The 24,497-nt window shown below is 40.3% G+C and carries 21 protein-coding genes and 1 pseudogene; 10 read left to right on the forward strand and 12 right to left on the reverse strand.

From position 1 onward, the window contains the following. Positions 1–368 precede the first annotated feature (368 nt). The 8 genes and pseudogenes from EAL87_RS04370 to valS form a co-directional block, all read right to left on the reverse strand. Positions 369–1,150, reverse strand: a pseudogene (locus EAL87_RS04370) (NYN domain-containing protein). Positions 1,151–1,542: 392 nt separating this feature from the next. Beyond that, positions 1,543–1,899, reverse strand: coding sequence for a 50S ribosomal protein L19 (gene rplS / locus EAL87_RS04375; protein WP_120913217.1), 357 nt, complete (start codon positions 1,897–1,899; stop codon positions 1,543–1,545). A 21-nt stretch (positions 1,900–1,920) separates the two neighbouring features. Next, positions 1,921–2,610, reverse strand: a complete 690-nt coding sequence (gene trmD / locus EAL87_RS04380) for a tRNA (guanosine(37)-N1)-methyltransferase TrmD (RefSeq protein WP_120913219.1) — start codon at positions 2,608–2,610, stop codon at positions 1,921–1,923. Then, entirely contained in the window at positions 2,611–3,165 is a 555-nt protein-coding gene (rimM, locus tag EAL87_RS04385) for a ribosome maturation factor RimM (RefSeq protein ID WP_120913221.1), read from the reverse strand. It lies immediately after the preceding gene. Continuing rightward, positions 3,166–3,513: a KH domain-containing protein gene (locus tag EAL87_RS04390; protein WP_120913223.1), complete on the reverse strand. Its 348-nt coding sequence runs from the start codon at positions 3,511–3,513 to the stop codon at positions 3,166–3,168. It abuts the gene before it with no gap. A gap of 16 nt (positions 3,514–3,529) precedes the next feature. Continuing rightward, positions 3,530–3,760 (reverse strand): 30S ribosomal protein S16, encoded by a 231-nt coding sequence (gene rpsP, locus EAL87_RS04395; RefSeq protein WP_120913225.1) that lies wholly within the window; start codon positions 3,758–3,760, stop codon positions 3,530–3,532. Positions 3,761–3,833: 73 nt separating this feature from the next. Continuing rightward, positions 3,834–5,180 carry a signal recognition particle protein gene (ffh, locus tag EAL87_RS04400; RefSeq protein ID WP_000484796.1) on the reverse strand — a complete coding sequence of 449 codons (1,347 nt, stop codon included), beginning with the start codon at positions 5,178–5,180 and terminating at the stop codon, positions 3,834–3,836. Between the two features lie 15 nt (positions 5,181–5,195). Beyond that, entirely contained in the window at positions 5,196–7,814 is a 2,619-nt protein-coding gene (gene valS / locus EAL87_RS04405; protein ID WP_162972605.1) for a valine--tRNA ligase, read from the reverse strand. Between the two features lie 137 nt (positions 7,815–7,951). Here valS and fliW point away from each other — a divergent pair, with 137 nt between their 5' ends. From fliW to fic, 6 genes are all read left to right on the forward strand, one after another. Then, on the forward strand, positions 7,952–8,359 hold the full coding sequence (gene fliW / locus EAL87_RS04410; protein ID WP_039084749.1) for a flagellar assembly protein FliW: 408 nt from the start codon (positions 7,952–7,954) through the stop codon (positions 8,357–8,359). Between the two features lie 10 nt (positions 8,360–8,369). Next, entirely contained in the window at positions 8,370–9,431 is a 1,062-nt protein-coding gene (murG, locus tag EAL87_RS04415; RefSeq protein ID WP_120913229.1) for an undecaprenyldiphospho-muramoylpentapeptide beta-N-acetylglucosaminyltransferase, read from the forward strand. A 105-nt stretch (positions 9,432–9,536) separates the two neighbouring features. Further along, positions 9,537–11,633 carry a Hop family outer membrane protein HopI gene (hopI, locus tag EAL87_RS04420; RefSeq protein ID WP_120913231.1) on the forward strand — a complete coding sequence of 699 codons (2,097 nt, stop codon included), beginning with the start codon at positions 9,537–9,539 and terminating at the stop codon, positions 11,631–11,633. A 22-nt stretch (positions 11,634–11,655) separates the two neighbouring features. After that, complete coding sequence (hopL, locus tag EAL87_RS04425) at positions 11,656–15,351, forward strand: Hop family outer membrane protein HopL (protein ID WP_120913233.1); 3,696 nt, start codon at positions 11,656–11,658, stop codon at positions 15,349–15,351. 14 nt (positions 15,352–15,365) lie between these two features. Beyond that, a complete protein-coding gene (gene proC / locus EAL87_RS04430) occupies positions 15,366–16,139 on the forward strand; it encodes a pyrroline-5-carboxylate reductase (protein ID WP_120913235.1) in 774 nt (257 codons plus the stop codon). Between the two features lie 21 nt (positions 16,140–16,160). Next, positions 16,161–16,688 (forward strand): protein adenylyltransferase Fic, encoded by a 528-nt coding sequence (gene fic / locus EAL87_RS04435; protein WP_120913238.1) that lies wholly within the window; start codon positions 16,161–16,163, stop codon positions 16,686–16,688. 240 nt (positions 16,689–16,928) lie between these two features. On the opposite strand, the gene ybeY is transcribed toward fic, so the two are convergent. The 3 genes from ybeY to EAL87_RS04450 form a co-directional block, all read right to left on the reverse strand. Then, the gene (gene ybeY, locus EAL87_RS04440) at positions 16,929–17,351 is read right to left on the reverse strand and encodes an rRNA maturation RNase YbeY (RefSeq protein ID WP_120913240.1); all 423 of its coding nucleotides are present in this window, start codon (positions 17,349–17,351) and stop codon (positions 16,929–16,931) included. Between the two features lie 52 nt (positions 17,352–17,403). Next, positions 17,404–17,898 carry a flavodoxin gene (locus tag EAL87_RS04445; RefSeq protein ID WP_120913241.1) on the reverse strand — a complete coding sequence of 165 codons (495 nt, stop codon included), beginning with the start codon at positions 17,896–17,898 and terminating at the stop codon, positions 17,404–17,406. An 89-nt stretch (positions 17,899–17,987) separates the two neighbouring features. Further along, positions 17,988–18,569, reverse strand: a complete 582-nt coding sequence (locus tag EAL87_RS04450; protein ID WP_162972614.1) for a DedA family protein — start codon at positions 18,567–18,569, stop codon at positions 17,988–17,990. A gap of 123 nt (positions 18,570–18,692) precedes the next feature. Between EAL87_RS04450 and ccoS the strand changes: the two genes are divergently transcribed. Continuing rightward, entirely contained in the window at positions 18,693–18,884 is a 192-nt protein-coding gene (gene ccoS, locus EAL87_RS04455) for a cbb3-type cytochrome oxidase assembly protein CcoS (protein ID WP_001090949.1), read from the forward strand. A gap of 26 nt (positions 18,885–18,910) precedes the next feature. Further along, positions 18,911–19,882, forward strand: coding sequence for an NAD(P)-binding domain-containing protein (locus EAL87_RS04460; protein ID WP_120913243.1), 972 nt, complete (start codon positions 18,911–18,913; stop codon positions 19,880–19,882). A gap of 7 nt (positions 19,883–19,889) precedes the next feature. On the opposite strand, the gene EAL87_RS04465 is transcribed toward EAL87_RS04460, so the two are convergent. After that, entirely contained in the window at positions 19,890–21,050 is a 1,161-nt protein-coding gene (locus tag EAL87_RS04465) for an HP1165 family MFS efflux transporter (protein ID WP_120913245.1), read from the reverse strand. A 63-nt stretch (positions 21,051–21,113) separates the two neighbouring features. Between EAL87_RS04465 and pgi the strand changes: the two genes are divergently transcribed. Both pgi and hofH read left to right on the forward strand, forming a co-directional pair. Beyond that, positions 21,114–22,751: a glucose-6-phosphate isomerase gene (pgi, locus tag EAL87_RS04470; RefSeq protein WP_120913247.1), complete on the forward strand. Its 1,638-nt coding sequence runs from the start codon at positions 21,114–21,116 to the stop codon at positions 22,749–22,751. 306 nt (positions 22,752–23,057) lie between these two features. Then, complete coding sequence (gene hofH, locus EAL87_RS04475; RefSeq protein WP_120913249.1) at positions 23,058–24,473, forward strand: outer membrane beta-barrel protein HofH; 1,416 nt, start codon at positions 23,058–23,060, stop codon at positions 24,471–24,473. Positions 24,474–24,497: the final 24 nt, after the last annotated feature.

Consider the following 24,497-nt stretch of genomic DNA (forward strand, 5'->3'; position numbering starts at 1 on the left):
TTGCTTAGTTTTCAAAGATCGTTTGCTCAATCAGCTATCCTTGTAAGGTATCAAGCGGCCTTTTAAAAGCCCTTGCTGAAACAAGGAAGTGAAAGTATAGTCATAGAAAGCTTAAGGTTTGCTTAAACTATAAAAATTTTTGACAAAGTAAGTTAAAATTTTAAAACAATTGGGTTTTGAGAATTTAAATACCGCCAAAAACACGCACGCATTCCCCATAAATACGCTATTAAGTGCTAACTTGTCTCCGTTTTCAAAAATCACCCCATAATTAGAAAGCAAAAAAGTGAAATCATGGATTAGAAAAATCCGCTTAAGCTAACCTTTTTAAATTGGGTGTTTTTTGTCCCCTTGGCGAGGAAAGTGCGTTAGTTCTTCTTAGGGAGTTTGTCCTTGAAGGGGTTGTTAAAAGGCTCTTTGGGGAAAAGTTCTTTTTCTTGGGGGTGTGCTGAGGCAAATTATCTACAATTTCGGCGACACTGCGCTCTCTCACATCGCAAGACTTCTTCAAGTCTGAAGGGACAGAAATGGGGCTTTCTTTAATTTTGGCGATGAAGACTTCAAAGCCTTTCTCCCAAGCGGCTTCTAACACAGGCACAAAATCGGTATCCTTGCTGAACAACAAAATACACCCTCCTTGTTTGGTGCAATATAGCTTGGTAATATCGTGCACCAACAGCGCATCAATTTGTTTTTGACGCAACTTTAACTGCGGTATGGGAATTTTGGCTTCTAGACCATAGACTTCTTTGCCTTCGAACTCATATACGAATTCAAACATTACCCGACCGACTCGTAATTTCACTTGATTTTGTTGGGCGATATTGTGGTTGAAAGATTGGATAATCCCTGATTTATTCACTCTTTCCTCATAATCTTTGGGATTATTCTCTTTATACTCCTTAAGTTTTTCGTTTTTCTTGCCCTTGATTCTAGGCTCGACTTCTGTGAAAGGTTCAGACACATAAAAATAAATCTGATCCAACATTTCTTCAGGCTCCAAAAACGAACGGATTAGCGCTAAGAGTTGTTCGGGGTTGTTAAAATTGAAATGAGGCTCCTTAAAACGATCATCCGTTTCTTGGATTGCCCTCAAATCGGCGAGTAGATTTTCCCAATCCACAAAAATCGTGGTTTCAGTTTTTTCCATGCTTTCTCCCAGAATATGAATTTTGCCATAAGGGTTGAGTATAGCATGGGGATTTAAACATGCCTTGTTTTTTAAAGAAAATAAAGGTTCTGTTCTCATCCAATACAGACATTCGCCTTTTAAAATTTGACAACCAACGCTCCATTTAAAAACAGAGCCAAAAATTCAGTTTAACAGATAGCAAGCTAGAAAAGAAGCGGTAAAGCCCTGCCTTGAGATTAAATCTCAAAGAAAGCTTTAAAAAATTTGGTAGTAGAACTTAAAAGAAAAACTATTCTTACAAAAGAAAGGGTTGAAAAAGTGGATTTCAACCCTCAAAGAGAGTTTTTCTTAATCAACTCTTTCAAAAATTTAGGGAAACCCCCTATTATTAAAAAAGAGCTTTAAAAAAACTAATGGCGGATTTCTTTAATCCTTGCTGCCTTACCTCTCCTATCGCGCAAGTAGTAGAGCTTCGCACGGCGTACCCTACCCAGACGCAACACCTCAACGCTCGCCAAACTTTCGCTATAAAAAGGGAAAATTTTCTCCACGCCGATATTGTTAGCCCCTATTTTACGCACGCAAAAAGTCTTATCCACGCCATTGCCTCTAATCGCAATGCACACGCCCTCAAAATACTGAGTTCGTGTTTTTTCACCTTCTTTAATGGTAATACCCAATCTCAAAGTATCGCCAGCTTTAAATGCTGGCATGGTCTTGTCTTTTAATTGAGCGTCTTCAAACTGCTGAATGTAGCGGTTTTTCATGTGTTTTCCTTAATGTCAATTTCATGATTTGTGCTGTTTGAATAAATCAAGGCGGTAAAATTTTGTCCTTAATTTTGACAAATCAAGTTTCAGTTTCTTGATTTTAGCATGATTTCCTTTAGAATATTCTAAAGGTGCAGGGATTTTATTGATTTCTTTGGATTTAAAAACAGCGTTAGCGAAATTAGGGGCTTCCAAATAGTGGTTTTCAAAGCTCTCATTTTCTAAAGATTGGGCGTTACCCAAAACCCCTTGAATGCGGCGAGCGATACTATCTATCAAGCACAACGCCCCAAGCTCGCCCCCTGTTAAAATAAAATCGCCTATACAAAAAACCTCATCAGCGTCAAGTTCAATAGAGCGTTCATCAAAGCCCTCATAACGCCCGCACACCAAAACGACATGCTTTTTTTGAGCCAAACGCATCGCGTCTGTTTGCTTGAAAGGCTTGCCCACCGCGCTTAAAAAAATCGTGTGTTTAGGGTTTTTAACAGAATGGAGCGCGTTTTCTATCATTTCAGGGTCTAAAATTTGCCCTGCACCCCCACCAATGAGCGTGTGATCCGCTTTTTGATATTTATTAGCGCTAAAATCTCTAAGGTTTAACACCTCTAATTCAAAAAGATTTTTTTCTAACGCTCTTTTTAAAATAGAATCTTCAAAATAAGGCCATACGAGTTGCGGGAAAAGGGTTAAAACGCTGAATTTCACTCAACTATTCTCTAAAAGCGTTTTAGCGTTATGGGTGGTTATTTTTTTGTCTTGCAAAAGGATTTCTTTGATATAAAAATCCCTATAAGGGATTAAAAAAATCTTAGCCAAACCTTTTTCAACCAAACTTCTCGTGGTTTCAATCATGAAATAATCTGTTTGAGAAATCCTTTGAATTTCTATGACTTTTCCTAAAATCTCATTTTCTTCCACCACGCTAAGCCCTACTAAATCGCAATAAAAAAACTCCCCTTCTTTTAAAACACAGAGTTTTTTACTCTCTGTTTCGCTCATAAAAAGCCCCAAATTAGTCAGCTCTCTAGCCATTTCAGGCGTGTGGATAGTTTCTAAAAACAACAGGTTTTTAGCATGTTCATAAGAATGGATTACATATTCTTTAAAAGAAGAAGCGCAAGAGAAAGCGTTCAAGGGAGCAACGCTCACCTTAACGCCTTTTTTTAAGCACTCCGGAAAATCGCTCTCTAAATGAAGCTTTAACCCCCCATTAAGCCCCACGCTTTTACCAATCCTACCCACTAAAAGCATAGAAACCATTCAAGGCGTTTCATCGCCTAAAGTATGGGGATTTTTACCGCCATTTTTACTAGCAAAAACAACGATTTTATAAGAAAACCCGTCTTTGGCTTTCACACCAGAAACAAACGCCTTAATCGCGCTCACCATTTTGCCCTCTTTACCGATCACATGCCCCATGTCTGATGGGTGGGTATAAATCGTGATTTGCTTGATTTTATCTTCTAAAAGCGTGTGCTCTACGCTCAAAGATTGCGGGAAAGACACAACCTTTTTTAAATATTTTTCTAAAAAAGTTGCCACGCAATGCGAATAGTCTTTACACTCATCTTGAGAAAAAGGTGCATCTAAAGAATCCAATTCGTGCATTTAGCCTCACAAAACCTTAGGCTTTTTGAGAAAGTTTTTCCACCCTCTCGCTCATTTTAGCCCCCACGCCTTTCCAGTAACTCAAGCGCTCCTTATCAATCTTAACATCTTTAGGCTCGCTTAAAGGGTTGTAATACCCAATGGATTCAATCCAACCTCCATCCCTTCTTTTCCTAGAATCAGTTACCACCACTCTGTAAAAAGGCTTTTTCTTCCTCCCGATGCGCGTGAGTCTAATGACTGTCATTACAAAAATCTCCTAAAATATTCATATTAAATTTGAGATTATACAACAAAAGTGCCTAAAACATGCTTAAAAGTTAGCGCATTTTAGGGGGTGTTTGATTTTTAGCCTGACTCATTAGATTCATCAAATCGCTAATACCCTTTTTATTGGTTAAGCGTTTCGCCATTTTGCTCGCTTGATCAAAGCGTTTGATGATGCGGTTGATTTCAGACACTTCTAAGCCACTCCCTAAAGCGATCCTTTTTCTTCGGCTGCCGTTTAAAATCTCGGGGTTTTCTCGCTCTTTTTTAGTCATGGAATTGACCATAGCCTTGATTTTTTTCACTTCTAAAGAACTTTCTAAATCCGTGTCTTTTAGCGCGCTTGCCATATTCCCTAAACCTGGAATCATAGAGATCAGAGAACTCATAGAGCCTAATTTTTTCACCTTTTCAATTTGGTTTAAAAAATCGTTGAAAGTGAATTGCCCTTTTTTGAGCTTTTTGCTCAAATCTTTGGCTTCATTAGGGTTTAAAACGCTGGCGGTTTTTTCAGCGAGTGAGATAATATCTCCAGCCCCCATCAAACGCCCCACAATCCTTTCAGGCACAAACACATCTAAATCAGGGATTTTTTCCCCGCTCCCAATAAACCGCAAGGGTAAGCCCAATTGATAAGTGATGCCTAAAGCGATACCCCCTTTAGAATCGCTATCAAATTTGCTTAACACCACTCCGCTCACGCCTATTTCTTCATTAAAGGTGTTCGCACTTTTGACCCCATCTTGCCCGCTCAACGCATCTGCGACATACAGCACTTCATGGGGGTTTAAGACTTCTTTAACCTCTTTTAATTCTTGCATAAGCTCTTTATCAATGGCTAAACGCCCCGCGCTATCCACGAGTAAAACATCAAATTGCGCTTCTTTAGCCCTTTTTAAAGCGTTGTTAGCGATTTCTTTCACGCTTTTATTTTCTTCATAAAAAACTTCCACGCCCACCTGTTCGCCCAAAACCTTTAATTGCTCCACTGCTGCTAAGCGTTGCAAATCGCATGCGCATAAAAGCACTTTTTTATTTTTGGTTTTTAAATAATGAGCGAGTTTAGCGGTGGTGGTTGTCTTACCGCTCCCTTGCAAACCTGCCATTAAAACCACGGTGGGGGGCGTTTGAGCGAAAGTGAAACCACTGCTCCCTTTAGCGCTTAAAATTTCTAACAAACTCTTTTCTAAAGCGTCTAAAAATTGCTGCTTACCGATGCCACTAAGTTTAGTCTGGCTTTCCACTTTTTTGAGCAATTCTCTAGCGACTTTATGATGCACATCATTTTTCAAAAGCGTTTTTTTCAATTCGTCTAACGCTCTGTCTAGCGCTTTTTCATCATCTTGAAAGCGGATTTTATTGAGCGCGTTTTTAAACCCATCGCTTAATGCTTGAAACATTTTCTATCCTTTTTATTATGGTTGTTCTAACAAATCCAATTCTTGCTTAATTTTACTTTCTTTTTCTAAAAGCGTTTTTAAACTCTCTTTGGCTTTTTCTAGCACGCTTTTAGGCGCGTTTTTGACAAAATTTTCATTGTGCAAATTGAGTTTTAGCTTTTCTTTTTCCAGTTTTTCTAACTGCTTTTTTAAACGTGTAATGAGCGGGCTTAAATCAAGATTTTCTAAATTCGCATAAGTTTGGCAAAATTCCCCCACATCGCTCACGCTTTTTGAAGGCTTGAGAGCTATCACGCTGACTTTTTCTAACCTCGCTAATTTTTGGGCGTAAGTTTGCAAACGCTCTGTGTTTTCTATTTTCTCCCTTAATCCCACGCTCGCTTCTTTTAAAACAATCGGTGGGGTTTCTAGCATGATTTTTAAACGCCTTAAAGACACAATGCAATCTTTGATCACTTCAAATTCATGCTCTAATGGCTCATCTTGCGCCAAATCTTTAGGGTAAGGCATGACCATGATAGAACGCGTATTTTCTAGCTCTGTGTTACTGAGCTTGTGGTATAAAGACTCGCTGATAAAGGGCATGAAAGGGTGCAAGAGTTTTAAAGCCTCTTTTAACACGCTCCCTAATTCGTCTATCGCTCCATTTTCCACTTTAGAAAATTCAATGAACCAATCGCAAAATTCCCCCCACAAAAAGCGGTACAACAAAGTCGTCGCATCATTAAAGCGATAGTTATCCAAAGCGTTACGCGCCTCTTTAGTCGCTGAATTTAAGCGCGATTTCGCATAACGCCCCAAAGGCGTTTGGTATTCGTTCAAACGCTCCCTATCTTTGAAAGCTTCTTGTTTGAGTTTCAAATAACTCACCGCATTGAAAATCTTGTTGGCGAAATTCTTGTTATTTTCTAAATGCGTAGTGGAAAGCTTAATGTCCCTGCCCGTAGCGCACAAATTGGCTAAAGTGAAACGCAAACTATCCGCGCCGTATTTTTCTATCATCTCTAAAGGATCGATCACATTACCCTTAGATTTGCTCATTTTTTCACCTTTTTCATCCCTCACTAAGGCGTGCAAGTAAATGTCTTTAAAGGGCAATTCGCCTAAAAGCGATTCGCTGCAAAAGAGCATCCTGGCTACCCAAAAAAAGAGGATGTCAAACCCGGTAATGAGCGTGGTGTTAGGGTAGAAATCTTTTAAATCGTTTTCATTAAACAAACCGCTTTTTTCTTGCCCCCACCCCAAAGTAGAGAACGCCCACAGCCCTGAACTAAACCATGTGTCTAGCACATCCTTATCTTGCTCTAGTTTTTCACTCTTACAAGTAGGGCAACTTAAGGGGGTGTCTAGGCTTACAAACTGGTGGTCATTCTCGCAAGTGAATACCGGTATTTGATGCCCCCAAAACAATTGCCTGCTGATACACCAAGGGCGTAATTCCCTCATCCAAGCGTTATAATTATTGATCCAATTAGAAGGGTAAAACCGCGCCAAACCTTGTTGGATTTTTTCAATAGAACTTTGAGCGATTTCAGGCTTGACAAACCATTGCTTAGACACATAAGGCTCTACCACATTATGACAACGATAACAATGCCCCACTTGATGCGTGTGCTCTTCTATCTTTTCCAATAAGGCGTTTTCTTTTAATCTTTCTACGACCTTGTCTCTGGCTTTTAAACGCTCTAAATTTTCAAACTCCCCGCAATGCGCGTTTAAAATCCCCTTTTCATCAAAGATTTTAATCGTTTCCAAATGGTGGCGTTTGCCCACTTCGTAATCGTTAAAATCATGCCCAGGGGTAACCTTCACACACCCTGTACCAAACTCCATTTCCACATGTGCATCAGCGATAATAGGGATTGTGCGATTGATTAAAGGCAGGATCACTTTTTGCCCCACTAAATGCTTGTACCTCTCATCATTAGGATTGACCATAAGCGCGCTATCGCCAAACAAAGTTTCAGGGCGCGTGGTGGCCACCACTAAATAATCTTTTTGATTTTCTAAATAATATCTAATATAATACAACGCCCCCTTACGCTCTTCATACTCCACTTCAATATCGCTCAACGCCCCATCTTTAGTGCACCAATTCACCATGTAATTATCTTGAACGATGAGACCTTGTTCATACCATTTCAAAAACGCCAATTTAACCGCTCTTTGCAAGCCCTTATCCATCGTGAAACGAGTCCTAGAAAAAGCCGCGCTCACGCCTAAATGCTTCATTTGCTCTAAAATCGCTCCCCCACTCTTTTCTTTCCACTCCCACACTTTTTGAATAAACTCTTCACGCCCTAAATCTTCTTTTTTAATCCCTTGAGCTAGAAGTTGCTTTTCTACGACATTTTGCGTCGCAATACCGGCGTGATCCAACCCGGGCTGATACAAAGTCTTATACCCATCCATGCGTTTGTAGCGCGCTAAAATATCTTGCAAGCTTAAAGTCAAAGCATGCCCTATGTGTAAGATACCGGTCACATTAGGAGGGGGCATCATCAAGCAAAATCGTTTGCCTTTTTCTTGGATTGCTTCATTGCCATCAATTTCAAAATACCCCCTATGAGAGCAAATGTCATAAATCTTTTTTTCTATCTCTTGGGGCTGGTAGGTGGTGGGTTCTTGTTTCATTATTATTTTTATCCTAAAATAGAGCGTTCCTTAAAAAATGGTTGGATTTTGGAACGCCTTTTGCTTTTACGCTTTTAATTGTTGCGTATTTTTTCAAAATTATACAACAAAGCATTTAAATTAAAAAGGATAGTCTAGTGAATTACTTTTTAAAAGCCCCTATTTTAGGATTTGAGCATATCAATGAAGTGCGTTTGGAAAAAATTGATTCCTTATTCAGCCGGTTAATTAGTCAAACCAATTCCCCCATGGCGTTGGATATGGTTTTAGTGAATCCTTATTGTTTGAGGGAATACAGCTTTGTGATACCCAAATACATAGAATTACTGCTAGAATTAGATTCTCATTCCAAAGTGGAGGTGTATTGCGTGGTCGTGTTGCAAAAAAATTTAGAAGATTCTATGGTTAATTTCTTAGCCCCTTTAGTGTTTAATTCCAAAAACGGCTTTGGCGCTCAAGTGGCGCTTTCTATGATGGATTACCCGGATTTTGGCTTTAGAGATCCTTTGAAAAGCTTTGTGATTAAAGAAAGAGAACGAGCTTAAGGGTTTTAGCATGAAATTCGCTCTTACAGGGGGAGGCACAGGGGGGCATCTCTCTATCGCTAAAGCCTTAGCCATAGAATTAGAAAAGCAAGGCGTAGAGGCGATTTATTTAGGCTCCACTTATGGGCAAGATAAAGAATGGTTTGAAAACAGCCCCTTATTTAGCGAACGCTATTTTTTCAACACGCAAGGCGTGGTCAATAAAAGCTTTTTTAAAAAAATAGGCTCTTTATTCTTGCAAGCTAAAGCCACCCTAAAAGCTAAAGAGATTTTAAAAAAACACCAGATCACGCACACCATTAGCGTGGGAGGGTTTAGCGCAGGGCCGGCGAGTTTTGCAAGCTTACTCAATAAAATACCCCTTTATATCCATGAGCAAAATGCGATTAAAGGCTCTCTTAACCGCTACCTTTCCCCTAAAGCTAAGGCGGTGTTTTCAAGCTATGCTTTTAAAGATAAAGGAAACCATGTTTTAACCTCTTATCCCGTGCAAAACGCTTTTTTTGATTCCGCTAGGACTCGCACGGAAATCAAGCATATTTTATTTTTAGGCGGTTCGCAAGGGGCAAAAGCGATCAATGAATTCGCTTTATTAAACGCTCCCAAACTCACCAAACAAGGGATTAAAATCACGCATATTTGTGGCTCAGACGCTCATGAAGGAATGCGTTTTTTTTACCAGGAATTAGGGCTGTTGGACAAGATAGAATTGTTTGCCTTCCACACTAACATCATAGAAGTCATGCAAAAAGCGGATTTATGTGTGAGCAGAGCGGGTGCTAGCAGCGTGTGGGAATTGTGCGCTAATGGCTTACCCACGATTTTTATCCCCTACCCTTTTGCGAGCAATAACCACCAGTATTACAATGTCTTAGAATTTGAAAAAGAAAACTTGTGCTATGTCGTGCCTCAAAACGAATTACTACCCAAAAAACTCTTTGAAGTCATTAGAAAGCTCAACCAAAAAGACGATCAAGGCAATAAAAACCTCACCGCTATCAGCGCCAAATTGCAGCAAAAAATCGCTAAAGACGGCGCGAAAACCATTATTGAAAGGATCTTAAGCGCTTAAAACAGCCCATTTTAATCAATAATTAAGCGACTAACCACTAAACTAAATGGTAAATAAAATAAAATTAGGATAGCTCGAATCTTTTAAAAACAAAAGGATAACCCTTTGCAAAACTTTATTTTTAATAAAAAATGGCTTATCTCTTCTAGCCTGCTCCCCTTATTTTTTCTTAACCCTTTAGCGGCAGAAGATGATGGGTTTTTCATGGGGGTGAGTTATCAAACTTCTCTAGCCGTTCAAAGGGTGGATAACTCAGGGCTTAACGCCAGTCAAGACGCATCCACTTATATCCGCCAAAACGCTATCGCTCTAGAATCTGCGGCAGTGCCTTTAGCCTATTATTTAGAAGCGATGGGCCAACAAACGAGGGTTTTAATGCAAATGCTCTGCCCTGATCCTTCTAAAAGGTGCTTGCTTTATGCGGGGGGCTATCCTAAAGAAAATAATAATGGCGATACAGGCAACAACCCCCCAAGAGGCAATGTCAATGCCACTTTTGATATGCAATCTTTAGTCAATAATTTAAACAAGCTCACCCAACTCATCGGCGAGACTTTAATCCGTAACCCTGAAAATCTTTCTAACGCTAAACTCGTTGAAGTCAAATTTGGCAATCAAAGCACTGTTATTGCCTTGCCTGAGGGTCTAGCCAATACCATGGACGCTTTAAACAATGACATCACCACCGCTTTAACCACGCTCTGGTATAACCAAACCTTAACAAATAAATCTTTTAATAGCGGTAATTCCGTGAGTTTTAGCCCTGAAGTCTTGCAACACCTTTTACAAGACGGCTTAGCCACCACAAATAATAATCAAAACATCTGCAGCAGCCAAAACCAATGTACCGCTACTAACGAAGCTAAATCCATAGCCCAAAACGCCCAAAACATCTTCCAGGCTTTAATGCAAGCAGGGATTTTGGGGGGCTTAGCCAATGAAAAGCAATTTGGTTTCACTTACAACAAAGCCCCTAATGGCAGCGATTCCCAACAAGGCTACCAAAGCTTTAGCGGTCCGGGTTATTACACCAAAAACTCAAGTGATAATAACGGCACGCAAGCCCCCTTAAAAACCTTGCCCGCTGGAGCGACAATTGGATCAGGCAGTGGCCAATACACCTACCACCCTAGCTCAGCAGTCTATTATTTAGCGGATAGCATCATCGCTAATGGCATCACCGCTTCTATGATTTTTTCAGGCATGCAAGTTTTCGCCAACAAGGCCGCTAAACTCACAGGCACTTCAAGCTATAGCCAGATGCAAGACGCGATCAACTATGGGGAAAGCCTGCTCAATAACACCCAAGCGTATGGGAATTTCATCACCAATTGGGTCGCCCCTTACTTGGATTTAAACAACAAAGGTTTGAATTTCTTGCCTAGCTATGGGGGGCAAGCTAATACTAATAATGTAACCCCACAAAATAGTTTAACCCCACAACAAGCCCAACAAGAACAAAAAGTGATCATAAACCAACTAGAGCAAGCCACAAACGCCCCCACCCCTGCGCAAATAGACAGGATTTTAGCCAATCCCTATTCCCCCACGGCAAAAACTTTAATGGCTTATGGGCTTTATCGCTCTAAAGAAGTGATTGGTGGGGTGATTGATGAAATGCAAACTAAAGTGAATCAAGTCTATCAAATGGGCTTTGCCAGGAATTTTTTAGAGCATAACTCTAATTCTAATAACATGAACGGCTTTGGCGTGAAAATGGGCTATAAGCAATTCTTTGGCAAAAAGCGCATGTTTGGGCTTAGGTATTATGGCTTTTATGATTTTGGTTACGCACAATTTGGCTCAAACCCCTCTTTAGTGAAAGCCACGCTCTCTAGCTATGGGGCAGGCACAGACTTTCTCTATAATGTTTTTACGAGAAAAAGAGGGACTGAAGCGATAGATATCGGTTTTTTTGCCGGCATCCAATTTGCAGGGCAAACCTGGAAAACGAACTTTTTAGATCAAGTGGATGGCAACCATCTTAAGCCTAAGGACACTTCTTTTCAATTCCTTTTTGATTTAGGCATAAGGACCAATTTTTCCAAAATCGCCAAGCAAAGAAGGTCTCGTTTTTCTCAAGGGATAGAATTTGGCCTTAAAATACCGGTGCTTTATCACACCTATTACCAATCAGAAGGCGTTACAGCGAAGTATAGAAGAGCCTTTAGTTTTTATGTGGGCTACAACATAGGCTTTTGATTAAACAAAATAAGGGAAAAATATGATAAAAAAAGCTAAAAAATTCATACCACTCTTTTTAATTGGCTCCCTCTTAGCTGAAGACAATGGCTGGTATATGTCTGTAGGCTATCAAATCGGTGGCACGCAACAATTCATCAATAACAAACAACTTTTAGAAAATCAAAATATCATCAACAGCGTAACCCAAAGCGCGATCAACATTGCAGGGCCTACTACCGGCCTTATCACTTTAAGCTCTCAAAGCGTCATTGACGCTTTAGGCTATGGCGTGAGTAACACGGTGGGCAACCAATTAGAGGGCATTTCTAATATCTTGAATCAAATTGGCAAAAGAAAAGACTTTTATTCTAGCCGTCAAATCTCTAGCATTTCCCAGCAAATCATAGGGCTTAAAGGAAGCTCTGACCCCTTAAAAGCCCACTCTTCACAAATCACAGCCAAACTCCTTTCCAACACCCAAAGCGCGTTTGATCAGGGCATCGCGCTAAGCACTAGCATCATTAGCTCTATCAATAGCCTTAATCCCAGCAACAACACCCAAGAAGTCAAAGCCCAGCTCCAAAACACTGTGCAATCCATGACAGCATTATTGCAACAAATTGAAAACAGCATCACTAAAACCACTAGCACCACTTATGCGCAATCCTTACTCACCAATCTAACCAGTGCGGTGAACGCTTCTAGCAACAATACCGCTTATGTGAGCGCTCTTGTTAACGCTTTAAACACTTTAGGGGTGGGGGTTTTCCCCACCACAACCTCAACGCATGTGGTGCTAAACCCACCGGGACAAGTCGTATTCTATCCAGCTAATTCCATTTTAGGCTCTACTTCTTCAAACAGCAACAACCAACAACAATACAACAACACCTTTTTAATGAACACCTTACAAGGGACATTAAGCGCTAATAATCAAAATAACCACAATGGTTGCGCCAATCAAGTCCAGTGTTTGGAGCAATTCATCCAAAATTTAGCCCCTTTAGCCGCAGCCCCCACTTCAAATAACCAAGCCAACCAGCAAGTCCAAGCCATCGCTCAAAAGCTTCAAAGCGTCGCTATCAACACTTTAGACAACAATGCGATCAACAACACCACCTATAATTTAAACAACTTGCACAACGCCTTGAATTTCCAAGCCTATGAAAGCACGATAGAACAATACAATAACGCTTTAAAACAAATTTCTTGGATCAGTTTCACTGAGCCTAAAAACCTGCTCAAAAACACTTCTAACAACTACCAAATCGGCACCGTTACCAACGCTCAAGGGCAAAATATCAGCGCCTATGATTGCGCAAGCGCTACCGGGAGTATTACTAGCAGCGCTTCTAGCGGGATTTCATGCTCAGCAACAAGCTCCACAAATAGCTCTACAAACAGCACAAACAGCTTTGACAATTCTTTAGTCGCTACCTCCAAAGTCCAAACCATCAACGGCAAAGAGCAGATCGGCGTGAATTCTTTCAACCTTGTCTCTCAAGTGTGGAGCGTTTATAACTCTTTAAAAACTTCAGAAGAAAATTTGCAAAACAACGCCAAAATATTATGCAACAATGGATCACAATCCGGGACAAGCTCATGCAATACCAGCTCTTCAGGGGGTTTGAGCATCAGCGGGAACGCCAAATTGCAAAACATTTTAAGCTCTACTAATGGGACTAGTGCTACCGCTCAAGCTAAAAGCAACGCTCCCAAACTGAAAGCGGTGGTGGTGGTGAACAATGAAGAAGAAGCTAAAACGGCCAATTTAGCTCAAAATAGTGGGCCAACCACACAATCCCCTAACAGCACGGTAATGGGAGCTTTAAACACCGTGTTGCAAAATGTCAATAATTTCCAACAAAGCGTTCAAAGCGCTTTTCAAAACCAAGAAAATAATATCCAAGCTTGGGCGAATGCGATTTATAACACTAATGGGAGTCAATCGCAAGAGATGACACCTAACAATAACCAAGATTTACGCATCCAATTGAGAGCGAATTTCTACCAGCTCATCAATACCATTAACCAGCAAGTGCCTACAGACATGAACGCTTTAATTAATCAAAGCCAACAAACCCAACAAACAAGTGGGGCAACCAACAATAATAACGCATGCGCAAGCGGAACGAATGGGAGTAATAGCAATTGGTGCTATCAGCAGTGGTCCGATTCTAAGGCTTATTACAGCGGGTTGCAAAGCGCTTTAGGGTATCAAACACAAGCAACAACTCAAAGTGGGAGCAATGGTGGGAGCAGCATCACCTACAATGTCCAACAAATCACGCTCACTAGCGGTGGTTTGCTCAATCAAATCATCACAAATCTTAAGGGGGTTAATGGGGGCAATGGTGCGAGTGGCGGAAGCAGTGGAAGCGGGAATGGCACTAGTGAAATCAACACAGCCTACCAAATGCTCACAGACGCCAGTGATGGGAAGTTAGGGACTTATGCTAATAACGCCTACCAAACATGCACCAACGGAAGCAATGGAGGCAGTGGGAGCAATTGCTACACCCCTAGCAAAACACAAAGCGCCACTAACGCAACCACCACCACAACCGACAGCAATTTACAAAAAGTTTATAGCGACGCCCAAAAAATAGCCAACATCATCGCTAGCTCTGGGAATAATAAAGGCGTTGAAAACGGCTTAAAACAATTCTTTGAAGCGCTAAAAAATAATAGCAGCAGTCTCAGTAATTTGTGTAATGGTAGTAGCGGTAGTAGTGGTGCTACTTGCTCCGGTGGGCTTATCAACCTTTTAGGGGCAATCCCCACGAATGGGGTGAGCGATACGAATAATTTAATCCATTTGCTCACCGAATTTATCAAAACCGCCGGGTTTATCCAAAATAATGACAACAACGCTAGTAATGAGAGTCTCAAAAGCGCCTTTCAAGCCATTACGAGCGCTATTTCTCAAGGGTTTCAAGCTTTGCAAAACGATATTAGCCCTAACGCGATTTTAACCTTGCTCCAAGAAATCACTTCTAACACCACCACCATTCAGTCATTCTCGCAAACCTTACGACAGCTTTTAGGGGATAAGACCTTCTTTATGGTAGAACAAAAGCTCATTGATGCGATGATTAACGCCAGAAATCAGGTTCAAAATGCGCAAAATCAAGCCAATAACTACGGCTCTCAACCCGTTTTAAGCCAGTATGCGGCCGCTAAAAGCACCCAACACGGCATGAGCAATGGCTTAGGGGTTGGCATAGGTTATAAATACTTCTTTGGTAAGGCTAGGAAATTGGGCCTTAGGCATTATTTTTTCTTTGATTACGGCTTTAGTGAAATAGGCGTGGCCAATCAAAGCGTGAAAGCGAATATCTTTGCTTATGGGGTAGGCACGGATTTTTTATGGAACTTGTTCAGAAGGACTTACAACACTAAAGCGTTGAATTTTGGGCTATTTGCTGGGGTCCAACTAGGTGGTGCGACTTGGCTTAGCTCCTTAAGGCAACAAATCATTGACAATTGGGGGAACGCTAATGACATCCATTCAACGAATTTTCAAGTGGCGCTGAATTTTGGGGTGCGCACCAACTTCGCGGAGTTCAAGCGTTTCGCTAAGAAATTCCACAATCAAGGGGTCATCAGCCAAAAGAGCGTGGAATTTGGGATTAAAGTGCCTCTCATCAATCAAGCGTATTTGAATAGCGCCGGGGCTGATGTGAGCTACAGGAGGCTTTATACTTTCTATATCAATTACATCATGGGATTTTAAAAAAGAGGTGCGTCATGGAAACCTTACAATTCATCGGCTATGGGAATATGGCTCAAGCGATTTTAGAAGGCTCTCATGAAATTTTATCCAAGCGTTTTATTTTAGAAATCACCGGAAGAAACCCTGAAAAAATCGCCCCCTTTTTACAAGAAAAAAACATTCAAGCCCAGATCGTGCCTTACAAAGACGCTATTGATATACACCAAAAATTCGTGTTTTTACTTTTTAAACCTTATAACCTTAAGGATTTTAATTATCAAGGGCAAGCCAAAAGCGTTTTGAGCGCTTTAGCCGGGGTAAATTTTGAAGCTTTAAGCAGTGCAATTGATTCTTTACATTACTTAAAATGCATGCCCAACATTGCGAGCAAGTTCGCCCTTTCTTCTACGGCGGTGTGTGAAAAATCGGTTGCGCCTTCAATAAGCGAAAAGGCTTTGAGCATTATTGAGAGTTTTGGGAATTGCGTGCGAGTGGGAAATGAAGAGCAGGTGGATGCCAGTATAGCGACCAACGGGAGCGCGCTTGCGTTTTTAAGCTTGGTAGCGAGCGGTTTGAAAGACGCCGGCATTAGAGAGGGCTTGAACGCTAGAGATTCTTTAGAATTGGTGAAAATGAGTTTTAAGGGTTTTGCCAAGCTTTTAGAAAAAGAACGCCCTGAGGTGATCATAGAGCAAATTTGCACCCCTAAAGGCGCAACGATTGAAGGCTTGAGCGTTTTAGAAAAAAAGGGGGTTAGGGGAGCGTTTATAGAAGCTTGCCATGAAAGCGTGAAAAAAATGCACCTCTAACACTCTTAAAAAATCAGCGCGATGCATTTAGACAGGCAGAGTTTAGAAAAAGCCAAGCATTTGATCCAAAGCGGTCTGATTGACACCATAGAAGTAGGCGCAATCAAGCCCTTGCAAGAAATCCATCGGTTTTTGTTTGAAGGGCTGTATGAATTTGCCGGGAAAATCAGGGATAAAAATATTTCGAATTTCAGGTTCACTAATTGCTTGTATTTGGATTTGATTTTACCCAGAATTGAGAGCATGCCGCAAAATAATTTCAATCAAATCATAGAAAAATATGTGGAAATGAATATCGCTCACCCTTTTTTGGAGGGTAATGGCAGAGCCACAAGGATATGGCTTGATTTGTTGCTTAAGAAGGAATTAAAAAAAATTGTGCTTTGGGATAGGATTGATAAAGCCGCTTATTTGAGCGCAATGGAAAGGAGTCCTGTGAATGATTTGGAAATCAAAACGCTTTTAAAAAAGCATTTGAGTTCTAATATCAACGATCCCATCACTTTCATTAAAGCCATCACGCAGTCGTATTATTATGAAGGGCTTTAAAAAACACTAAAATCATTTTTTATAATCCAATACGAAAGAGCTTGACGCTAGGATAGTTTTTTATAATGCAGTCTTAGGGGTTAGTGGGATTTAGTTGGGGGGTTGCAGGAGAAAATGTTACCTCTTATCCCCCCTTTACCATAAAATAAAATTTAAAGTATAAAACAAAGTAATTAAAACCCTATTTTAAAAGAAATTAAAAGCTTTATTTATCAGCATTTGATGAAACAAAGCCAAAAATCAATCTTGCACCCGTTCAATCAAGCTCAAAGGCAAGTTAAACGCCTTAATGAGTTCGCTCTCTTTTTGGCGTTGTTCGCCCTTGTCTTTTTCATGGTCATAGCCTAACAAATGCAACACCCCATGAATGAATAAAAGAGCGATCTCATTTTCTAAACTATGCCCTAATTTCAGGGCGTTTTCTTGAGCTAATGGTGCATTAATCACCACGCTCCCTAAAGGGGTGTGAGGGATCGCTTCTAAAGGGAAGCTCAAAACATCGGTGGCGTAATCGCAATCCCTTAAATCCCTGTTGATTTCTCGCATGGTTTCATCGCTCACTAAAACAAGCTCAACGATTTGAGTGGGGGCTAAAATATTTGCGATTTTTTCTAATAATAAAAAGTCTGATTCTAGTGGGGTTTGGTTATCTATTTCTAGCATTAAAGATATAAAAAGAAGTTTAAAAAAGCCCTAAAACTTAGGGCTTAAAAGATCAAGCGAAAGAACCTTTAACTTGTTCTACCCATTTTGCAATTCTTTCATCTGTCAAATCGTCTTGATTGTCTTCATCGATCACTAGACCCACGAATTTACCGCCTTCTACCGCTTTAGACGCTTCAAAATGATAACCATCGGTTGAAGTTTGCCCTACCACTTTGCCGGCTTTAGCTTTTTCATAAATGTGGAAAATGCCTTCTGCAAAAGTTTCGCTGTAAGTGTCTTGATCGCCCAAGCCTACAAGCCCAATGGTTTTATTAGCAAAATCGCTCGCTTCTAGCGTGCCTAAAAAGTCTTCCCAATCTGTTTGCAAATCGCCCGCACCGGCTGTTGGAGCGACTAAAATAACCTTTGTAAAGCCATTAAATTGCTCTTTAGAAGCCTTAGCCACATCAACCACTTCCGCATTACCAATAGCCTTGCTGATTTTTTCAGCGATAGCTTCAGCGTTCCCGCTGTCTGTCCCAAAAAAGATACCAATTTTTCCCATATTCCAATCCTTGTGTTTAAAGATATTAACGCACCCACTTATGCGAATGCTTGTGGGCGTAGTTTAGCGCATTTAATTAAACATCTTGCTTAAAAACCCATTTTGTGCGAATATCGTTTCAATAAAAACCATATTAAAAGCGCTATAAGAGTAAAACTTATCACAAAAAACGAAGTGTAATGAGAAAGCCTTTCATACAGCGTTTTCACCCAATCGCTCGCTTGAAAAGAAACGCTCCCCACGATTAACGCCCACAAAAAACTAGAAAAAACATTAAGCCATAAAAACCTTTTTAAAGGGTATTTGCTAAAACCAATTGCCAAAGGCACAACGCTTTTAACCCCATACAAATATTTATTGACAAAAATCATGAGCAAGGCGTAGCGTTTCACCCACAAACTCGCTAAAGCAAGCTTTCTTCTATGCTTTTGGAAATACTTTAAAAACTCTCTTTTTTGATAACGGGCAAAGACTACAAGAGCCCCACTCCCTACCATATTCCCTAAAAAAGCGACTAAAATCGTTATTTTTATATCTAAAGCGTGCGTGGTAGCGCTCAAAATAGAAGCGATGACAATCCCCACATACCCGCCCCCTAAAGAATATAAAAACAAAATAAGATAACCCCACTCCTTAAAACCCTCTTGAAAACGCAACAACGCTTCTTGCATAAAAACCCTCTTTTTAGTTTTCTCAATTTTCATGTTATCCAAACTTATCCAACCTGTTGGTGATTTAAACGCTATCTTTTAGTATAATGACAGCATTATCCTAATAACCTAAAAGATATAGAGATGAATACAGAAATTTTAACCATCATGTTAGTTGTCTCAGTGCTTATGGGATTGGTAGGCTTAATAGCGTTTTTATGGGGGGTCAAAAGCGGTCAGTTTGACGATGAAAAACGCATGCTTGAAAGCGTGTTGTATGATAGCGCGAGCGATTTGAACGAAGCGATTTTACAAGAAAAACGCCAAAAGAATTAAAAAAAATTAAAATAAAAAGGATAGAAATGAACCAAGAAATTTTAGACGTATTGATAGTGGGCGCAGGGCCTGGAGGCATTGCCACGGCCGTAGAATGTGAAATAGCCAGCGTTAAAAAGGTGCTTTTATGCGAAAAAACCGAAAGCCATTCAGGCATGTTAGAGAAGTTTTATAAAGCCGGTAAAAGGATTGATAAAGATTATAAAAAGCAAGTCGTAGAGCTTAAAGGGCATATCCCTTTTAAAGACAGCTTTAAAGAAGAAACTTTAGAGAATTTCACTAACCTTTTAAAAGAGCACCGCATCACGCCAAGCTATAAAACCGATATTGAGAGCGTGAAAAAAGAGGGCGAATACTTTAAAATCACCACCACTTCTAACACAACCTATCATGCTAAATTTGTGGTGGTTGCGATCGGGAAAATGGGCCAGCCAAACCGCCCTACTTATAAAATCCCTGTTGCGCTCTCCAAACAAGTGGTTTTTAGCATCAACGATTGTAAGGAAAATGAAAAAACCCTTGTGATCGGCGGAGGCAACTCAGCGGTGGAATACGCCATTGCTTTGTGCAAAACCACCCCTACCACCCTCAATTACCGCAAAAAAGAATTCAGCCGCATCAATGAAGACAACGCTAAAAACTTGCAAGAAGTCCTAGGCAATAACACGCTTAAAAGCAAGCTTGGAGTGGATATTGAAAGCTTAGAAGAAGATAACACTCAAATTAAGGTTAATTTCACCGATAACACAAGCGAGAGTTTTGATCGCTTGCTGTATGCGATCGGTGGCTCTACCCCTTTAGAGTTTTTTAAACGCTGTTCTTTGGAATTAGATCCTAGCACGAATATCCCCATAGTGAAAAAAAATTTAGAGAGCAACAATATCCCTAATTTGTTCATCGTGGGCGATATTTTATTCAAATCAGGAGCGAGCATCGCTACCGCATTAAATCATGGCTATGATGTTGCGCAAGAAATCGCTAAAAGGTTGCAGTCTTAAAGCAAACTCACTCATCAAACGGCTTAGCCTTATACAAAAAGAAAAAGAGGAAGATGAGCGTTAGGGCAAAATGCATGGTTATGATAGTTAGGGGCGAGAAGTAACGCAGTTCCAGACTGCTGAGCGATAAGATTAGCACAGAGACCACGCGCACACAGCTTGATAAAAGCGATGAGAGCGATGAAATGTTGTTTTTAGAAACGAATTTGGAGAATTGATAGCTTAAGCAATAACTCATGTAAGTGAAAAACGCCACCATGAGCGCATACACCCCTATGAACAAATAAGGGATATTCATAAGCAATAAGGGGCTAACGCCTAGTAACACCACAAGCGAACTCAAGGCGATTTTTTGGCTGTAATTTGAAGCTTTTAAAAAATGAATAAGAATAGAAATCACTTGAAAAGCGGTATAAAACACAAAAAGGTATTGCTCTTTAACGCCTTGTTTTAAAAAATACGCTTGCCACATTTGAAAATGGCTCATAAAAAAGATAGGCGTAATCAAATGCCCCACTAACAAAATTTTAAGCTTGGGGTTATCTTTAAGCTCTTTAAGACTGCCTTTGACTTGCTCTTTAAGGAGTTTCAAACTTTTTTGGCTTTTAAAATCCCTTTCTTTTTCTTTAAAATAAATGATGATCGTTAGCGCACAAAGCATGATTAAAAAAATCCCCACGATATACAGCATCGCATGGATTTTGAGATACAAAAACGACCCCAAAGAACTCCCTATAATCATGCCCAAATAAGTAATTTGATTGTTTTTGGCTAAAAACTTGGACAAATCCTTTTTGTTTTCCTTAATGTCTGTGATGAGTGAAGCTTCAATCGTGCCGCTAGAACATGCGCTATACAAACCATACAGCCCCCACGCTAAAAGCATGAGGATAAAACTATCAAAAAACAGCACAAACGAAAAACTAGCGATTAAAAAGGCGTTAGAAACCAGGAATAAATTCTTCCGGCTCATCAAATCCGCTAAAACACCGCTCGGGTATTCAGCCACCAACACGCAAAAGCTAAAAAAGGTTTGCACGAGCAAGATTTCACTCAAACTAAGCCCCTTAGAAAGCAACAAAGGGGTTAAAATCGCATGGGGCAAGCTTTGCGCGATGGTTAAGAGAAAATTCGCCCCATAGTAAGCTAAAATGTTTTTTCTTAACATTTGAAAATTATAATTAAAACTAGCTTATAATACAGCGTTATATCTTTTAATTAAGGGGTATTGATGCTAACCCAATTAAAAACTTATCCAAAATTACTCAAACATTATGAAGAAATTAAAGAAATGCACATGCGCGATTGGTTTTCTAAAGACAAAGAGCGAGCGAGCCGTTATTTCGTGCAATTGGAAAGCTTGAGCTTGGACTATTCCAAAAACCGCCTGAACGATACCACTTTAAAGCTTCTTTTTGAATTAGCGAAGGATTGTTCTTTAAAAGAAAAGATTGAAGCGATGTTTAAGGGCGAAAAAATCAACACCACCGAAAAAAGGGCCGTTTTACACACCGCCTTAAGAAGCTTGAATGACACTGAAATTTTACTAGACAACATGGAAGTGTTAAAAAGCGTTCGGAGCGTTTTAAAACGCATGCGAGCCTTTAGCGATAGCGTGAGGAGCGGTAAAAGATTAGGCTATACCAATCAAGTGATCACTGATATTGTCAATATCGGTATTGGAGGGTCAGATTTAGGCGCTTTAATGGTTTGCACCGCCTTAAAACGCTACGGCCATCCGAGATTAAAAATGCATTTTGTGTCTAATGTGGATGGCACGCAAATTTTAGATGTTTTGGAAAAAATCAATCCAGCCAGTACGCTTTTTATCGTGGCTTCTAAGACTTTTTCCACTCAAGAAACCTTAACCAACGCCCTAACCGCTAGAAAATGGTTTGTAGAAAGGAGCGGCGATGAAAAGCATATCGCTAAGCACTTTGTAGCGGTATCCACCAATAAAGAAGCCGTGCAACAATTTGGCATTGATGAGCATAACATGTTTGAATTTTGGGATTTTGTAGGGGGGCGTTATAGCTTGTGGTCGGCTATTGGCTTATCCATTATGATCTATTTAGGGAAGAAAAATTTTAACGCTCTTTTGAAAGGGGCGTATTTGATGGATGAGCATTTTAGAAACGCCCCTTTTGAAAGCAATTTACCCGTTTTAATGGGATTAATTGGCGTGTGGTATATCAATTTTTTCCAATCCAAAAGCCATTTAATCGCTCCTTATGATCAGTATTTAAGGCATTTCCCTAAATTCATTCAGCAATTGGATATGGAAAGCAATGGCAAACGCATCAGCAAAAAAGGCGAAATCATCCCCTATGACACATGCCCTGTTGTTTGGGGCGATATGGGCATTAACGCTCAGCACGCCTTTTTCCAGCTCTTGCATCAAGGCACGCATTTAATCCCCATTGATTTTATCGCTTCTTTAGACAAAAAACCTAACGCTAAAGGCCACCATGAGATTTTATTCAGCAATGTTTTAGCGCAAGCGCAAGCCTTCATGAAAGGCAAGAGTTATGAAGAAGCGCTTGGGGAATTGCTCTTTAAAGGCTTAGACAAAGATGAAGCCAAAGATTTAGCCCACCACAGGGTGTTTTTTGGCAACCGCCCCTCTAATATCCTTTTATTAGAAAAGATCTCGCCAAGCAATATTGGGGCGTTAGTGGCTCTTTATGAGCATAAAGTCTTTGTGCAAGGGGTTATTTGGGATATTAACAGCTTTGATCAATGGGGCGTGGAGCTTGGGAAAGAGTTAGCCGTGCCGATTTTACAAGAATTAGAAGGGCATAAAAGCAACGCTTATTTTGACAGCTCCACTAAGCGCTTAATAGAATTGTATAAGAATTACAACCAATAGGCTTTGTTTTATAACCAGATAAAACCTAAAAACAATAAAGCAAGGCTTAACCCCCATTTTCAAGCGCTCCATTCAAAATAATCCGTTAATCATAACGGATTTTAGCGCCATATATTAGCCATTTGAATTTAAAGAGAGTAAATTTTCCACAAATTAATCGTTTTTAGCTTTTAAAAGCTTAACTTTCTCATCATATGCATTATTTTACATATTATAATTATTTCAAAGCTAAGAATAATAAAAACTAAAGAATAGATTTATCTTTAAAAGCATTTGCATTTATCAATCTCATTTTAGGAGGCATGCATGAAAAAGGCAAGTCAGGTTTTATTCTTTGGGGCATTTTTAAGCTCTTCTTTACAAGGTTTTGAAGCTAAGCTCAACGGCTTTGTGGATCAATCCAGCACGATCGGTTTTAACCAGCATAAAATCAATAAAGAAAGAGGCATCTACCCTATGCAGCAATTCGCAACGATTGCGGGCTATTTAGGGCTTGGTTTTAGCCTGTTACCCAAAAAGGTTTCAGATCATGTTCTAAAAGGCAAAATAGGGGGGATGGTCGGATCTATTTTCTATGACGGCACAAAGAAGTTTGAAGACGGATCTGTGGCTTACAACCTCTTTGGTTATTACGATGGGTTCATGGGGGGTTATACAAACATCTTACAAAGCGATGATTTAGCGACACAAAACATGAAACACAACAAAAATGTCCGTAACTATGTCTTTAGCGATGCGTATTTAGAATACGCTTATAAGAATTATTTTGAAATAAAAGCCGGACGCTATCTCTCCACTATGCCTTATAAAAGCGGTCAAACGCAAGGCTTTCAAGTTTCTGGGCAATACAAGCATGCGCGTTTGACTTGGTTTAGCTCTTTTGGGAGGGCGTTCGCTTATGGTTCGTTTTTAATGGATTGGTTTGCCGCACGGACCACTTATAGCGGAGGCTTTACCAAAAACGATAAGGGAGGTTATGATAGCCATGGGCGAAAGGTGCTTTATGGCACGCATGCGGTGCAACTCACCTATAAACCTCATCGTTTCCTCATAGAAGGCTTTTATTACCTTTCGCCTCAAATCTTTAACGCTCCAGGCGTTAAGATTGGTTGGGACTCTAACCCCAATTTTAGCGGCACAGGCTTTCGCTCGGATACGGCTGTCATAGGGTTTTTCCCCATTTACTACCCTTGGATGATCGTTAAATCCAATGGAAGCCCAGTCTATAGATACGACACGCCTGCCACTCAAAACGGGCAAAACCTCATTATCCGCCAACGCTTTGACATCAATAATTACAATGTTTCAATCGCCTTTTATAAAGTCTTTCAAAACGCTAATGGTTGGATAGGCAACATGGGGAATCCAAGCGGTGTGATAATGGGGAGTAACAGCGTCTATGCGGGTTTTACAGGCACAGCCCTTAAAAGAGATGCTGCTACCATTTTCCTTTCTTGTGGCGGCACTCATTTTGCCAAAAAATTCACATGGAAATTCGCCACACAATACTCCAATTCAGTGGTTTCTTGGGAAGCGAGAGCGATGATCTCTTTAGCCTATAAATTCACTGAATACTTGAGCGGCAGCGTGGATCTTGCATATTATGGCGTGCATACTAATAAAGGCTTTAAACCGGGTGAAAACGGGCCTGTGCCTAAAAACTTCCCCGCCCTTTATTCTGACAGGAGCGCGTTATACACGGCTCTAGTAGCGTCTTTTTGATGCTACCCCCTATGAATATGGTAG

Origin of the sequence: Helicobacter pylori (assembly GCF_003636935.1) — a bacterium.
Taxonomy (GTDB): domain Bacteria; phylum Campylobacterota; class Campylobacteria; order Campylobacterales; family Helicobacteraceae; genus Helicobacter; species Helicobacter pylori_CH.